The organism is Pseudomonas sp. UM16 (assembly GCF_050312595.1).
Taxonomy (GTDB): Bacteria; Pseudomonadota; Gammaproteobacteria; order Pseudomonadales; family Pseudomonadaceae; genus Aquipseudomonas.
Genome location: NZ_JBNPJT010000002.1, coordinates 12,072 through 25,948, shown reverse-complemented (window position 1 = coordinate 25,948; position 13,877 = coordinate 12,072). Strand labels below are relative to the sequence as shown.

Below are 13,877 nucleotides of genomic sequence, written 5' to 3'. Positions count from 1 at the left end.
AGCAGCTTGCATGTCATTTGAAACCATTCTGTTGGACATCCACGGCAAGGTTGGCTTGATCACTCTCAACCGCCCGCAGGCGCTCAATGCGCTCAATGCGCAGATTGTCGGCGAGATCAATCAAGCGCTGGATCAGCTTGAATCGAACCCTAACATTGGTTGCGTGGTGCTCACCGGCTCCGCCAAGGCCTTTGCCGCCGGCGCCGATATCAAGGAAATGGCTGATCTGCGTTACCCGCAGATCTATGTCGACGACCTGTTCAGCGATGCTGACCGCATTGCCAATCGGCGCAAACCGATCATCGCTGCCGTATCGGGCTTTGCCCTGGGCGGCGGTTGCGAGTTGGCGATGATGTGCGATTTCATTCTCGCCGCCGATAATGCCAAGTTCGGTCAACCGGAAATCAATCTTGGCGTGCTCCCAGGCATGGGCGGTACTCAACGACTGACCCGCGCCGTCGGCAAGGCCAAGGCGATGGAGCTGTGCCTGAGCGGCCGTCTGATGGGCGCCGAGGAAGCTGAACGTGCTGGTCTGGTTGCTCGTGTGGTACCGCAGGCGGAGCTATTGGAAGAAGCCTTGAAGGTGGCTGCAACCATCGCCAGCAAGTCGATTCCGATGAGCATGATGGTCAAGGAAAGTGTCAATCGCGCCTTTGAAGTCAATCTGGCTGAAGGTGTACGCTTCGAACGTCGTATGTTCCATGCCGCCTTTGCCACCGAAGACCAGAAGGAAGGCATGGCTGCGTTTATTGCCAAGCGAGAAGCGCAGTTCAAGGACTGTTGAGCGGGAGGGGCGTTGCAACGCCCCTATCGCTGTTACAGGTTGAAGAAGTATTTTGCCGCGGCAGCTGCTGTGATTGGGGCACGATAGACGTCGACAGCCTTGCCTTGGGCATCGATCATGCTCGCTCCAGCGGCAAGACGTTGATCCACCGTCTTCAAATGTCCGGCGATGAACGCCTCGCGCGGGGCGTTTATGGCGCGATAATGGAAGTGCGCATACCACAGCGCCGTATCCTGATGGCTGATTTCGTATTCGTCGAGGAAGTCATCCGCCCGACCTTTTACCTTGGCCAAGAGTCGGCGTGGACCAATAGCGCGGACCTGAATCTGGCCATGATCGATCAGGTATTGAACTTCACCCATTCTCGGGTTTTGCCGTAGTGCCGTCTGGGTCCGCAGCTCCAGTGCCTGAGATGTGAGGGTTTGAGCAAGTTCATCGAGCGCCTTCATGGTCAGCGCGCTATCGTCAGATACGGTCGCTTCATCCGTCTGGTTGTCGCCGGTCAGGTGCTGTTCAATGGCCTCGCGTTCGGCTTCCAGAAGCATCTTATGATGCTCAAGCAACTCTTCGATTTCGACGGGTAGATAGCTGGTTGAAGCGTTTGATTGTAGGTGGTGGAGCGTCTTGCGGGCGTTGGTCATGTGTGCACGACTGCTGCGCAGCAAATGCTTTAGTGATTGGGTCGTGCGCTTTTCCGGCTCTGGCGCCGCGATGGTGGATATTTCAACCCAGTCGTCCTGTTCTCGCCGATAGGTGCGTGCGGCGGTTTTGTTATCCGGGCCCGGGATGTCGACCAGTGTGTCGTCACCGGCTCGGGGTTCTGCTAGCAGCAGGCCGTATTCGGTGGTTTCGATCAGTCCAGGTACCTGGCTACGAAGTTGTTGGACTGTACTGGCTGCAGGGTAGTCGGGGAGCTCGGCAAGGTCTTGGCGCACACCCTCGGCAATGTATTCGACATCGGCCCGTAGCTTAGCCAGTTCCTGCAAGGGGGCGGAGTCGTCGAGGAGTGCTTTGAGGTTATCCAGTTGGCGAATACAAGCACTCATCTGGTCATTGATGCTACGCAGCAGGCGCACCTTCAGTTCAATCCCTGGCGCCTCGAGATCGGTCAGGTGCACCCGTTGAGCAATGCCCAGCTCAAGGTTCTTCCAGCTGCGGTCGAGCCAGTAAGTAGGTTGATCGTCCAGTGAATGGAGCAGCGTCAAGCGATTGAAGTAGTTTTCCAGCCGAAGATAACGCCAACTCAGGTAAGTTGAGGGTTGCTCGCGGTTGGCCTGTACCCAGTCATTGAGTTGGGTGATTTTTGCTTGTTGGCGACTGGCGAGGCGGTTGAGTTGCTGTCGGGCGTCAGTTAGCACGTCATCACCAGCGATCACCTCATCGAGCATTGGTGACATGGCGTCCAGAAGGTGACTGATAGTGCGGTTATCGGCGTCGGGGAATTGTTCCTGCTGCGTATGTCGCTTGGGCAGGGCAAGCAGTTGCGCACGCAGCGGGCGAAAAAGCCTGGTCAGTGCGTTAAAGTTTGATTGCTCGCAGCGTACGAGTTCGTATAGCGCAGTTGCTCTCACCACTTTGTAGCTGGGAATGGGGTCGTGTTCGTTGACTTGCTCCAGTGTGTGCAGGTAGTCACGCCAGAACCGGGTATAGCCTTGGGTTTTTTCCAGGCAGCTGCGTTGCAGTCGTTCATCTGTGGCGGTCGCGGCTATCTCAAGTACCCGATCGCGTGTGGCTTTGTGGATTTTGATGTGCTCGGTGTCATTCGCCAGCTTGGTTTTGAGCGCGCGGCGTGCTTGTTGTCGCTCCAGTTTCTGTTCCTGTACCCGTTTGCTCAAGGGCATACCACCGCGCAGTCGCAGTGCCAGGTCGAGCCGCCAGCGACCGACTTCATCACGTATCAGCCAAGGGCCGGGCGCATCTGATGCAGAGGTTGCGACGATACGTGGTTGCTCGCGTTGTGGGTCAATGCTGATCCGGTACACCTGATTGTCCAGGTGGGCCCAGAGTTGGTTGTCGTACAGGTAGAGACCGCGTAGCGGGCCGTTTGGCACCGGGCTGCCCAGTTGTGACAGGGAAATATTGGCTTGTAGTTTTACCAGGGCCTGATGTTGCTCTGCATCAAGTACGTGATCAGGACGAGCCCAGGCGAATTCCAGTGTGTTGGCGATGGCAGGATCAGGTTTGAGCGGGATCAATGCTTGACCGGGAGGCAGAGCCGGTAGGGGTTCTACATTCTGCCGGTCCAGGCGCAAGCCCTGATAAGCATGGGAGAACAACAACACGGCAACATTGACCAGTAAGTTGATCAAGGCAATTCGACGGCCTGCCGGATCCTGCTGGACATCGGTATTAACGAAATCAGCCAAGGCAACACTCATCTGGACCAGCCAGGCAGCTCTGGCCAAGGCGCCACCGGCCAGTGGCAAGAGGGTGTTGAACAGCAGCCAGCCAAGTGTCTCCCAGCGCTTCCAGCGCGTTGCTGCGGTACTGCGCGACTGTGCCTGGAAATGCCGGATCGTTTCTTCGACACAGGCTTGGTAGAGACTTGAACCTATGTTTGCTACAGGCGTTTGCAGCGACAGGCTGGCCGGTGCAGGAGTACTGGAAGGGACTGCAAAATCGTCTTCTACGGAGCGATAGAGGTGGGGTTCAAAGAAACCCCCGTTGGCATAGATCCGTCGCGTGGCCTCGGGTAGGCGCTCAAGCAGGTCGTCCTGCAAATCGCCCGGGTTGCTGATCGCCTCGAGCAGGGCCAGGCGGTCAGAAAACTCCAGCAAAGGCTGCGGATACAGGGGGCGATAAAGCACACACGGGCCAGAGGTCATCCATTGGGTCTCAATCAACCAGCAGTTGTGTAGCGCGTCGGGTGTTGCTCCAGCCTCGCTGATCAGGCCCAGTGGGCGGAGCACCCAGTTGCGAGGCTCGGGCTCGGGTTGCGCGTGGAAGACCTGAGCGATGCCGCTGATGGCGTCGTCGCTCAAGCTGTTGTCACGCATGTGCAGCTCCAGCGCGAACGCCGGTATTTGCGTGCGCAGTTGTGCATCGAACAATTGTTGGCGCAATTGCCGCTGGTCAGCGTCATCGAGCATGTTGTGGATGAGCATCTGCGGATAAGCGCTGCCGATATCCAGCTTGCTGACCAACTGGCGCATGTAGCCCTCGTCCATCCAATTCGGCAGGGCATGTCCTGTCGCTGACATCAACTCAATTCGGCCGGGGGCGAGCAGGCCAAGGTTGCCGATGGCCAATTGGGCCAGGGAGAAGCGCACTGGATGAACCGTGCCCTCGGTGATCAGCGAGTCCTGGCTGGGAATTGCCACCGCAACGACCTGGTAGTTGATAACCACTACGTCGCGAACGTCCAGTGTGTTGCCAGGGTGATCGATACTGACCTGACGGGCCAACTGCTGGTAGCTGAAAGTCTCAGCGTCGTCGATGCCATCAAGCCAGAATTGACCGTCGGCATCTTCATAGCTTTGGGCAACATCGAGGAGCATCGCGCCGTAGCGGCGTATGAGTGGCCCTTTGCTGCTACTTAGCCAATTGGGAAGGTGCTTGGCAAGTTGCGTGCGACGGTCCTGTTCCGCCGCGTTGCACAGGCCGATCATTGACGTCATGCGGTCCAGCTCCATGCTCATCAAGGGGGCGCTGTACTCGGATGAATATTGCTGCATCAATGCGCCGATGACTTGCAATTGCTGATCCAATACACCGCGCGCCTGGGTTTCGAAACAGTTGCTGGTGATGTGCGTCAGTTGCAGCTGTGGGCGTGATGCGTTCAACGTCGGCCATAGCCGGCCAAGCCCGGCGAATAGTGCCTGTCGTGACGCAATGGGGAGCAGTTCGCCGGTGGTTGAGTAGACTAGGGTGATAGTGTGAGAAGCGCTGTTTTCAACCCTTTCAAGCAGCAACGCGCTAGCAAGGTCGAGATCAAGATAGGCGCTTACCGAGGTGTCGAGTATCAGGTGTTGTACATTCAGGTTGTTAGCGTTTGGCCACAGGCCTCGGTCGTGCGCGGTGGGGTAGGTGTAGACAAGTTGGGCCGCAGCGGCGTCGGCTTGACTGAGTACCCCAGCGTCAAAGCCGGCGTCGATGGCAGACTTGAATTGTTGTTTGAGATAGCTGGCATACCATTGCCACGGCGATTGCCCCGAACGGTCTGCCGAACTCCAGAAATCGACCAGGGAACGTTGATAGCTTTGCAACAGAAATGGCCCCGTTTCATTGATTAACTGCTCAACGGCATGCAGGTCGATGTTGACTGCCCCTTGCGGGTTAATGTCCTCATTAAGACTGAGAAAGTCTTCTTCAGGTGTAAGATTGAGCGTTGCACGACGGCAAAAACGCTCCGCAAGAACTTTGAACAGCCGTCTGCCGTAAGCGCGTTGCGGGGTGCTGTCAGTGCTGACCAAATATAGCGAGAGAGGGTCGTGATCACTGATCTGGCGTTCGAGCCATTGTTCCACCAATAGACGGGCGCACACTTCGTACAGGGTCGGGCGTAGAACAAAGTGATTGGCAACGGCGCAATCAAGATCGGTATTGAGGGAGAGGCGTTCTTGCAGGTTCATGGACATTGGCGCTCCACAGGTGAGTGAAAGCCTCATGAAACCGTTTTTGCCAGTGCAGGCGGCGCTAGCGGGATAACACCTGTTTGGCAGGTATGTGCCACGTCGCGCACTGAGCATTGGCAGGTCTGTGGGGCCGATTGGCGGATTCCAGGCCGTTTCGCGCTATTGCACTGTCATTTTTGTTGCCCAGTACGACGTGGCGCCTTAGACTCCCGCCCCTCGTAAATAGAGTGCCGAAGGGTGCTTGAAGAATTCCGCTGTCGGCGAGCTGTCGGTGACGGCAATCCAATCGCTTAAATGCACGTTATTTTCATAGAGAAATCGATGACCAAGGAAAAGTTGCTGGCCATGCCGGCCGATGACTACATGAACGCCGAGCAACTGGCGTTCTTCACCGAGTTGCTGCAGTCGATGAAAGTCGAGACCCAGGAGCGCATCGAACAGAACCGCGTGGCCATCGAGAGCCTGGACAGCCCAGCTGACCCAGCAGATGCCGCCTCCGTCGAGGAAGAACGCACCTGGTTGGTAAACGCTATTGATCGCGACCAGCGTTTGTTACCCCAACTGGAAATGGGCCTGGAGCGTATCAAAGATGAAAGCTTCGGCTGGTGTGATGACAGCGGTGAGCCGATTGGCCTCAAGCGCCTGCTGATCAGCCCGACCACCAAGTACTGCATCGAAGCTCAGGAGCGTCACGAGCAGATCGACAAACACCAACGTCAGGCCTGACAGGCGGTGTCTTCAAAGCCCCACGGAGTGATCCTCGGGGCTTTGGTGTTTCTGCCTGGCACCAGGTGCTTGCCTGTGGGTGCCACAAACCCCGCGCTAGTGTGGGGTTTATTACTTTTGATGCAACACAGCTATACAGGCAATAGCTTTTTTCGTTGCCGACGCGGGCGTATGATGGCTATATCGTTAGGTTGCTAATTAAATTCCGGAGGGAATGATGAATAGCCAAGTCGATGTCGCTGTGATGATTGGTAGTGCTGTACCTGTGTCGTTGCAGACAGTCGGCCAGCGTGTGTGCTGGGTGGTACTGGTTAACGGTGAGCGGCGTGGAACTGCATTTGCCAGCCGCGACGAGGCTGTGGAATGCCAGCTCGCTTGGCAGGATCAGTTGCATGCTTAGCAACTTTCCAGTGCTCGTGCCAGCTCGCAAGCATCGATGTGCCGACGACGGAATCCTTTCACCTGGCCGGTAGCGTGATCGGTGATATGGAAGAAGTTGATCCCGGCGGGCACCACGATGTATCGGACGCTGTACACATGCGCGGTTACGTTTTTATTATTGAAGTAAGAAATGTTGCCTGCCTCTCGACGGATTTCGGTATTTTCGTGCATATTCCTTCCCTGTGATATGTAGATGAGATCCGGGCACCCGTTCTGCCGAGGGGCCTGGAAATATCTATCGCATTTTCTTGGCAGTTTTGATGTCAGAAAGTACGTTTCCATTGACGGAAATCTGCCGAACGCCTGCGGTGAGGGTCTTGGCTGGCCTGCAGGGTCGATGATTCCTGCACGCTGCGGCGTTCGCCCGCACAGACGCGTTGTGCATTTACTCATTAGTCTTTCAGACTTCGACATTGAAGTGGCGTTGCCTTGATGGAGCTCTGCAGCACCTGCGGTGACGTCGTGTAATCGGTTTGAGGAATCTTTCATTGGCAGTCAGTAATCTGGATATGCACGCCTTGTTCGTGCTCGGCGATCTTCGGGCCAAATTGGTCAAACAGTTTCAATCGCGTTTTGTCTATGTCACCGAGCAAAACGCGGAAGGCCTGTACATGGCCGAAATCGACACTGAAACAGCGTTGGTTGTCGATGACAAACAGCGACTGGAGCTTAAGGTCGGTGATCATTTCCGCGCGGCGGTGTTGCCCAGTCGCGAAGGTGGCAAGCTCGAAGTTCGTTTCCGCGATATCAAACTAACCGTCTATGGTCTGGGCGATTATGCGTTTGTGTCATCAGCGGAAGGCGAGGGTATCGTCTTTCGTGAAGGGCAGAGCGTGGTGCTGATTTTCGCCGCTCACGAACAACTGCAAGAAGGCCTGGGCAAAACCCTCAAGGCCGTGACTCGCAAAGTTGCGAAATGGCAGAAGGGTGAACTCACTACGTTTAAGGCCAGCGAGTGAGTGAGTTGACTGGAGAGCTACTGGGGCGCGCCGATTTTCATGCGTGGCATCAGGCTCAAGCTCGTGAACAGGCCGAGCAATGGCTTGCTCAGCGTGCCCACTTGCAGTCGAGATGGTACAACTGGGTGGCCACCCAGCTGTATCAGTTGAGCCCGCCTGAGTATGCGACCATGGTTCGCCGCGAACTACAGGCGTTGAGCGAATAGGTCTTAGTGGCCGCGATCGCGCCCACTGCTGACTTCTTCTGGTACTTCGTCACCGGCCATACGTTTGCGAAACAGCGCTGCGCGCGCTAGCAACAAGGTTGTCACCGGCACAGTGATTGCCATCAGGATCGGGATTAGCCAAGCATGCAGCACGGGCCCTTGCTTGAGTACTGAAAAGTACAGGATCGAGGCCAGAGCAACGCACCAGGTTCCCAGCGTCGAGGCCAGGGCGGGCGGGTGCATGCGCTGAAAGAACGTTCTCAGCCGGACCAGGCCCAGGGCGCCGCTCAAGGCGAACAGGCTGCTCAGTAACAACAGCAGTGCAACCAGCACTTCGATCCAGAATGGCAGTTCGTTCAAGTTGGTCATTCGATCACCTCGCCACGCAGCAGAAACTTGGCCAAGGCAAATGAGCCGACAAAGCCGAACAGTGCAATCAACAGCGCCCCTTCGAAGTAGGTGTCACTGGCGTAGCGAATGCCCAGCACCAGCATCATCAACATCGCCAGAATGTACAGGTAGTCCAGCGCCAGAACCCGGTCCTGGGCCGAAGGGCCGCGAAACAGCCGAAACAGAGTCAGGGCCATGGCCAGGGCAAAGATGAACAGGCTGGCGAGAATGGCGTTGGCGAGCAGGCCAGTCATTGGAAAATCTCCATCAGCGGGCGTTCATAGGTCTGTTTGAAATGCTCAATGAAGTGGGCTTCATCATCCAGGTCGAATACATGCAACAGCAGGACACTTCGATCCAATGCCAATTCCGACCAGATGGTGCCTGGGATCACGGTGGTGATCATCGACAGGGCGGCCAGGCCATGAGCGTCATGCAGGTCAAGAGGAACATGCACGAATCGAGAACGCGGCGCTCGGTGCTTGGCCGTCCAGACGCCACGTGCCACTTGAAGGTTGGAACCCAGCACATCTATGCCTACCCGCAGGATCAGGCGCAGGATGGTCCAAGGGTGGCTAATGTGCGCCGATAAGGGCCGCAGCGGCGCCATCAGCAGCGGCGCGAGCACACCCAGCAACACACCGAGAAGCAGGTTGCCCGGGCTCACTGAGAGGTTCAGTAACAACCACAGCAGGCACAACGATATCGACAGTACTGGCGTGGGAAACAGGCGTTTCATGGTAGCACCTGTGCACTGGCGGTTTGACTGGTAGGGCCCGGAACGGGACGCGTGGCGAGTACCGCACTGACGTATTGCTCAGGGTCCTGGAGACCGGCCGCGGTGTCATGGGCATAGCGCAGCAGGGGCTCAGCACGCACGCTCAAGAGGATACACAGCCCGAGCAAGGCAACGATGGGAATACATTCGTAACGGCGCAGCAGTGGCGAGGGGCGCTCCTGAGGCGTCCAAAAACGCTGGATGCCGACCCGGGCAAAGGCAATCATCGAGGCTAAGCCAGACAGTACTAGCAGTGCTACCAGTGCCCAGCCTTGAATCGACAGGGGGTGCTCAGCAGTGACGCCCAGACCCTGAGGGTTGAACAGCGCACTGATCAGACTGATCTTGCCAATGAAGCCTGAGAGTGGTGGCAGGCCGATGATCAATAACGCGCAGGCGATAAAGCTCAGGCCGAGGAACGCCATGGTCCAAGGGATTACCTGGCCGATGACGGCCTTCTGTTCGTCATCGAGGTTGATGCCTTTGGGTGGATGCAGCGATTCGAGCGGCGAGGGGTGGCAATCATCGTCATCCATGGGCAGCTCGTTGGCTGAGCGCGAGCGTTCAATCAGTTCTGCCAGCAAGAACAAGGCACACAGGGCCAGCGTCGAGCTGACCAGGTAAAACAATGCGCCGGCAGTCAGGGCAACCTGGCCAAAGCCGATGGCTGCCATGAGCGTGCCTGCCGAGACCAGGATGCTCAGGCTGGCCATGCGCTCCAGACGCTGGGCGGCGAGGATAGACACCGCCGCGCAACCGAGGGTTGCCAAGCCACCATAGACCAGCCAGTCGCCACCAAAGAGCGACGAGGCGCCGGCTTGGCCGGAAAACAGCAAGGTCCACAAGCGCAGTACGGTATAGGTCCCGACTTTGGTCATGATCGCAAACAGGGCGGCAACGGGGGCGCTGGCGGCTGAATAGGCCGGCACCAGCCAGAAGTTCAAGGGCCAGATCCCTGCCTTGGCCAGGAATGCGGTAGCCAGGATCGCGGCACCGGCGTGCAGCAGGCCGCGGTCAGCCTCGGGTACCAGCGGGATTTTCACCGCCAGGTCGGCCATGTTCAAGGTGCCGGTCACGCCATAGAGCATTGCTGCACCGATCAGAAACAACGATGAGGCGAACAGGTTGATGGCAATGTAGTGCAAGCCGGACTTGACCCGTGCCCGGCCAGAACCGTGCAGGAGTAGGCCATAGGAGGCCGCTAGCAACACCTCGAAGAACACAAAAAGGTTGAACAAGTCAGCGGTCAGAAAGGCCCCGTAAAGGCCCATCAGCTGGATTTGAAACAGAGCATGGAAGCTGGCCCCGGCGCCGTCCCAGCGGGCCATGGCGAAGAGCAAGGCGCTGACCCCGACGATCCCGGTCAGCACCAGCATCAGTGCAGACAGGCGATCCACTACCAAGGCAATGCCGAACGGCGCCGGCCAATTGCCTGGCAGGTACACACCGATTGAGGCGGCCTGACCCTGGGCCTGTACCCACAGAAGCAAGGTGATTGAGATTGCCAGGCCAGCGAGACTGGAGACCAGGTTCAAGCGGGCTTTCAGGGGTCTGCGTTTTTCGCCCAGAAGCAGCATCAATGCTGCAGTGAACAAGGGCAGCAGAATCGGGGCGATTATCAGTTGGTTCATCACGCTCATTCGTTGGGCTCCCGGCCATCGACGTGGTCGGTACCGGTCAACCCACGCGATGCCAGCAGCACCACCAGAAACAGCGCGGTCATGGCAAAGCTGATAACGATAGCGGTGAGTACCAGAGCCTGGGGCAAGGGGTCGGTATAGTTGAGCAAGTCTTGGGGCACCCCGTCCTTGATGATTGGCTCCTTACCGATGAACAGGCTCCCCATGCTGAAAATGAACAGGTTGACCCCATAGGACAGCAGGCAAAGGCCCATCACTACCTGAAAGGTGCGGGGGCGCAGGATCAACCACACCCCGGAAGCGGCGAGAACGCCAATAGCAATTGCGATGACTTCTTCCATCACGCGGCTCCTGTCGGACTGGCTTTGGGTTGATTGGCCGGCCGGTGTCCGCGTACCGACTGGTGAGCCAGGGCGGTGAGAATCAACAGAGTCGAACCGACCACCACGGTGAAGATGCCAATATCGAAAAACAGCGCGCTGGCGATATGGATATCACCCAGCAACGGCAGGTGCAGGTGAGCGGTATGCGTGGTCAGGAACGGATAGCCGAGGAACATTGCACCTGCGCCAGTAAGGGTGGCACAGAGCAGGCCGGTGCCCATCCAGCGCAAGGGTCGCAGGCTCATTTGCGCCTCCACCCATTGGGTGCCGGCGACCATGTATTGGAGAATAAACGCCACCGACATCACCAGGCCGGCGACAAAACCGCCGCCAGGCTGGTTGTGTCCGCGCATGAACAGGTACATCGACACCACCAGGGCAATCGGCAGCAGCAGGCGTACCAATACTGCCGGAACCATCATGAACCCCAGCGCCGTGTCGGCAGCTTGACGTGGGTTGACCAGGTCGGTGACAACGTCGGGGGCCAACAGTCGCTGTTGAGCGGGCAGTTGCATGCTTTCGCGAGGTGGGCGGAAACGGCGCAGCAGGGCAAATACCGCCAGTGCCACCGCGACCAGCACCGTCACTTCACCCAAGGTGTCGAAACCGCGGAAGTCCACGAGCATGACATTGACCACGTTGCTACCGCCGCCTTCGGGCAGCGCGCGACTGAGGTAGAACGTAGAAATATCGTTCGGGGTCGGACGGGTCAGCATCGAATAGGACAGCACGGCCATGCCGCCACCGACCAAGAGCGCCAGAATCAGGTCGCGCAGGCGTCGCAGACGAGCCTGTTCCTGGCGCCCAGGCAAGGGCGAAACCCCTTCGATACGCCGGGGTAGCCAGCGCAACCCGAGCAGGATCAGCACCGTGGTAACCACCTCGACCGCCAGTTGGGTCAGAGCCAGGTCCGGGGCCGAGAACCAGACAAAGGTAATGCACGTCATCAAGCCGCAGACACTGACCATGGTCAGTGCCGCTAAACGGTGGTATTTGGCTTGCCAGGCGGCGCCAAGGGCACAGGCAATGGCGATCAGCCAAAGTGTCACGAACACGCCGGAACCCGGAATTTTCGGGCGATCGCCCCAGCTCAAGCCGCTTTCCAGCATCGGCAGTAAACCTGCCAGAAACGCCACCAGTACCAACATGAACAGCTGCTTTTGCAAGCGACGGGTAGTCAGTGTCCGCTCAAAGCGCCGGGCCATGCGCATCAGTACTACCTGGCCATGTTCGAACAGGCGCTTGCCATTGAATCGTTCAATCAGCGGTGGATTAGGGAAGCGGCCCAGCTTCAGTTGGTTGCGCAGCAGCAGGTAGAGCAGAATGCCAGCACACATGGCGATCAGGCTCATGATCAGCGGCGCGTTCCAGCCATGCCAGATGGCCAGGCTGTATTGCGGTAGAGTGCCGCCCACTACCGGCAGTGCGGCGGCAGCCAGCAGCGGCCCAACCGACTGCGCGGGAAACATACCCACCACCAGGCAAGTGAGTACCAGCAACTCGACCGGTGCGCGCATCCAGCGAGGGGGTTCGTGCGGGGTATGGGGTAGGTCAGTGGCCGGTGGGCCAAAGAACACGTCGACGGTGAAGCGCAAGGCATAAGCCACGCTGAAGGTGCCCGCCAAAGTAGCAATCACCGGCAGGGCGGTTTCAATCCAGGCGCTGGAACTGATGAAGACGGTCTCGGCGAAGAACATTTCCTTGGACAGGAAACCGTTCAGCAATGGCACCCCGGCCATGGAGGCGCTGGCCACCATGGCCAGAGTCGCCGTGAAGGGTATCAACCGGAACAGACCGCTAAGACGGCGGATATCACGGGTACCACTTTCATGGTCGATGATGCCGGCGGCCATGAATAATGAGGCTTTGAACGTGGCATGGTTGAGGATGTGGAACACCGCCGCGACGGCCGCCAGAGGGCTGTTCAGGCCTAGCAACAGGGTGATCAGCCCCAGATGGCTGATGGTTGAATAGGCCAGCAGGCCTTTGAGATCGTTCTGGAACATCGCCGCAAAGGCGCCTAGTACCAGGGTACAAGCCCCGGCGCCGCCGACAATCCAAAACCACTCTTCACTGCCGGACAGTACCGGCCAGAGACGTGCGAGGAGAAATACCCCGGCCTTGACCATGGTTGCCGAGTGCAGATACGCCGAGACGGGTGTCGGCGCTGCCATGGCATGGGGAAGCCAGAAGTGGAAGGGGAACTGTGCGCTCTTGGTCAGGGCGCCGAGCAAAATCAAAGGCAATAGGATCGGGTATAGAGCGTGATTGCGAATCAGCTCGCCGGCAGCAAGGACCTTGTCCAGGTCGTAGCTGCCGACCACATGGCCGAGCAGCAGTACCCCCGCCAGCAGGCATAATCCGCCCGCACCGGTGACCATCAGCGCCATGTAGGCACCGCGCCGTGCATCGGCACGGTGGTGCCAATAACCGATCAGCAGGAACGAGAATACACTGGTCAGTTCCCAGAAGAACACAATCTGGATCAGGTTGCCGGAAATCACCAGGCCGAGCATTGCGCCCATAAACGCCAGGAAAAAGGCAAAGAACCGCGGCACAGGGTCCTGTGGCGACATGTAATAGCGTGCGTAGAGCGACACCAGGGTACCGATGCCCAAGACCAGCAGGGAGAACAGCCAGGCGAAGCCGTCCATGCGCAGGACCAGATTCAGACCCAGGCTTGGCAGCCAGAGAAACTCTTCACGGATTACCCCGCCATCGACGATTTGCGGGTACAGCAAGGCGACCTGGACGGTGCCGACCAGGGCCACGAGCCCAGCAAGCAATGACTCGCTGTTGCGTGCGTTGTGCGGCAAGACAGCCGCCAGGCAGCTGCCGATAAACGGCAGAAGCAGTAGCACTATCAAGGACATAGATTTCTAATCTGCAGAAGTTTGTAAGGGATCATACGTGGCGCACCGTCGATCACCAACACAGAAGCTGTGGCAGAATTCTACAAACGCGATGTATCAAACGATTTTTTTATAACAGTTTTT

Annotated in this window: 13 protein-coding genes; 5 read left to right on the top strand and 8 right to left on the bottom strand. The window is 57.9% G+C overall.

The window, feature by feature from the left end:
- The first annotated feature begins 10 nt into the window (after nucleotides 1-10).
- Nucleotides 11-784 carry an enoyl-CoA hydratase gene (locus ACQRAX_RS02255; RefSeq protein WP_412038399.1) on the top strand — a complete coding sequence of 258 codons (774 nt, stop codon included), beginning with the start codon at nucleotides 11-13 and terminating at the stop codon, nucleotides 782-784.
- Between the two features lie 32 nt (nucleotides 785-816).
- Here the strand turns inward: ACQRAX_RS02255 and ACQRAX_RS02250 are convergent, their stop codons facing one another.
- A complete protein-coding gene (locus ACQRAX_RS02250; protein WP_412038400.1) occupies nucleotides 817-5,355 on the bottom strand; it encodes a hypothetical protein in 4,539 nt (1,512 codons plus the stop codon).
- Nucleotides 5,356-5,679: 324 nt separating this feature from the next.
- On the opposite strand from ACQRAX_RS02250, the gene ACQRAX_RS02245 reads away from it, so the two are divergent.
- The gene (locus ACQRAX_RS02245) at nucleotides 5,680-6,084 is read left to right on the top strand and encodes a TraR/DksA family transcriptional regulator (RefSeq protein WP_412038401.1); all 405 of its coding nucleotides are present in this window, start codon (nucleotides 5,680-5,682) and stop codon (nucleotides 6,082-6,084) included.
- A 217-nt stretch (nucleotides 6,085-6,301) separates the two neighbouring features.
- Nucleotides 6,302-6,484, top strand: a complete 183-nt coding sequence (locus ACQRAX_RS02240; protein ID WP_412038402.1) for a hypothetical protein — start codon at nucleotides 6,302-6,304, stop codon at nucleotides 6,482-6,484.
- On the opposite strand, the gene ACQRAX_RS02235 is transcribed toward ACQRAX_RS02240, so the two are convergent.
- A complete protein-coding gene (locus tag ACQRAX_RS02235; RefSeq protein WP_412038403.1) occupies nucleotides 6,481-6,696 on the bottom strand; it encodes a hypothetical protein in 216 nt (71 codons plus the stop codon). The two genes, ACQRAX_RS02240 and ACQRAX_RS02235, sit on opposite strands and share 4 nt — an antisense overlap.
- A gap of 317 nt (nucleotides 6,697-7,013) precedes the next feature.
- On the opposite strand from ACQRAX_RS02235, the gene ACQRAX_RS02230 reads away from it, so the two are divergent.
- The gene (locus tag ACQRAX_RS02230; RefSeq protein WP_412038404.1) at nucleotides 7,014-7,484 is read left to right on the top strand and encodes a hypothetical protein; all 471 of its coding nucleotides are present in this window, start codon (nucleotides 7,014-7,016) and stop codon (nucleotides 7,482-7,484) included.
- Nucleotides 7,481-7,690, top strand: coding sequence for a hypothetical protein (locus ACQRAX_RS02225; RefSeq protein ID WP_412038405.1), 210 nt, complete (start codon nucleotides 7,481-7,483; stop codon nucleotides 7,688-7,690). The genes ACQRAX_RS02230 and ACQRAX_RS02225 overlap by 4 nt, the downstream gene beginning before the upstream one ends.
- 3 nt (nucleotides 7,691-7,693) lie before the next feature.
- Here ACQRAX_RS02225 and ACQRAX_RS02220 read toward each other — a convergent pair whose 3' ends face one another.
- The 6 genes from ACQRAX_RS02220 to ACQRAX_RS02195 are packed head-to-tail and all read right to left on the bottom strand — an operon-like array spanning nucleotide 7,694 to nucleotide 13,754.
- Nucleotides 7,694-8,059, bottom strand: a complete 366-nt coding sequence (locus ACQRAX_RS02220; RefSeq protein WP_412038406.1) for a Na+/H+ antiporter subunit G — start codon at nucleotides 8,057-8,059, stop codon at nucleotides 7,694-7,696.
- A complete protein-coding gene (locus tag ACQRAX_RS02215; RefSeq protein ID WP_038612978.1) occupies nucleotides 8,056-8,334 on the bottom strand; it encodes a K+/H+ antiporter subunit F in 279 nt (92 codons plus the stop codon). The genes ACQRAX_RS02220 and ACQRAX_RS02215 overlap by 4 nt, the downstream gene beginning before the upstream one ends.
- Complete coding sequence (locus ACQRAX_RS02210; protein WP_412038407.1) at nucleotides 8,331-8,819, bottom strand: Na+/H+ antiporter subunit E; 489 nt, start codon at nucleotides 8,817-8,819, stop codon at nucleotides 8,331-8,333. The genes ACQRAX_RS02215 and ACQRAX_RS02210 overlap by 4 nt, the downstream gene beginning before the upstream one ends.
- Nucleotides 8,816-10,498, bottom strand: coding sequence for a monovalent cation/H+ antiporter subunit D (locus tag ACQRAX_RS02205; RefSeq protein ID WP_412038408.1), 1,683 nt, complete (start codon nucleotides 10,496-10,498; stop codon nucleotides 8,816-8,818). The genes ACQRAX_RS02210 and ACQRAX_RS02205 overlap by 4 nt, the downstream gene beginning before the upstream one ends.
- On the bottom strand, nucleotides 10,495-10,839 hold the full coding sequence (locus tag ACQRAX_RS02200; RefSeq protein ID WP_010224297.1) for a Na+/H+ antiporter subunit C: 345 nt from the start codon (nucleotides 10,837-10,839) through the stop codon (nucleotides 10,495-10,497). The genes ACQRAX_RS02205 and ACQRAX_RS02200 overlap by 4 nt, the downstream gene beginning before the upstream one ends.
- Complete coding sequence (locus ACQRAX_RS02195; RefSeq protein WP_412038409.1) at nucleotides 10,839-13,754, bottom strand: monovalent cation/H+ antiporter subunit A; 2,916 nt, start codon at nucleotides 13,752-13,754, stop codon at nucleotides 10,839-10,841. Before ACQRAX_RS02195 ends, ACQRAX_RS02200 begins: the two co-directional genes overlap by 1 nt.
- Between the last annotated feature and the right edge of the window lie 123 nt (nucleotides 13,755-13,877).

What these genes read in the sequence shown, in the direction of transcription:
- ACQRAX_RS02235 (WP_412038403.1), bottom strand. Translation starts at nt 6,696, where the DNA reads ATGCACGAAAATACCGAAATCCGTCGAGAGGCAGGCAACATTTCTTAC.
- ACQRAX_RS02200 (WP_010224297.1), bottom strand. Translation starts at nt 10,839, where the DNA reads ATGGAAGAAGTCATCGCAATTGCTATTGGCGTTCTCGCCGCTTCCGGG.
- ACQRAX_RS02195 (WP_412038409.1), bottom strand. Translation starts at nt 13,754, where the DNA reads ATGTCCTTGATAGTGCTACTGCTTCTGCCGTTTATCGGCAGCTGCCTG.
- ACQRAX_RS02255 (WP_412038399.1), top strand. Translation starts at nt 11, where the DNA reads ATGTCATTTGAAACCATTCTGTTGGACATCCACGGCAAGGTTGGCTTG.
- ACQRAX_RS02220 (WP_412038406.1), bottom strand. Translation starts at nt 8,059, where the DNA reads ATGACCAACTTGAACGAACTGCCATTCTGGATCGAAGTGCTGGTTGCA.
- ACQRAX_RS02210 (WP_412038407.1), bottom strand. Translation starts at nt 8,819, where the DNA reads ATGAAACGCCTGTTTCCCACGCCAGTACTGTCGATATCGTTGTGCCTG.
- ACQRAX_RS02205 (WP_412038408.1), bottom strand. Translation starts at nt 10,498, where the DNA reads ATGAGCGTGATGAACCAACTGATAATCGCCCCGATTCTGCTGCCCTTG.
- ACQRAX_RS02245 (WP_412038401.1), top strand. Translation starts at nt 5,680, where the DNA reads ATGACCAAGGAAAAGTTGCTGGCCATGCCGGCCGATGACTACATGAAC.
- ACQRAX_RS02215 (WP_038612978.1), bottom strand. Translation starts at nt 8,334, where the DNA reads ATGACTGGCCTGCTCGCCAACGCCATTCTCGCCAGCCTGTTCATCTTT.
- ACQRAX_RS02240 (WP_412038402.1), top strand. Translation starts at nt 6,302, where the DNA reads ATGAATAGCCAAGTCGATGTCGCTGTGATGATTGGTAGTGCTGTACCT.
- ACQRAX_RS02250 (WP_412038400.1), bottom strand. Translation starts at nt 5,355, where the DNA reads ATGAACCTGCAAGAACGCCTCTCCCTCAATACCGATCTTGATTGCGCC.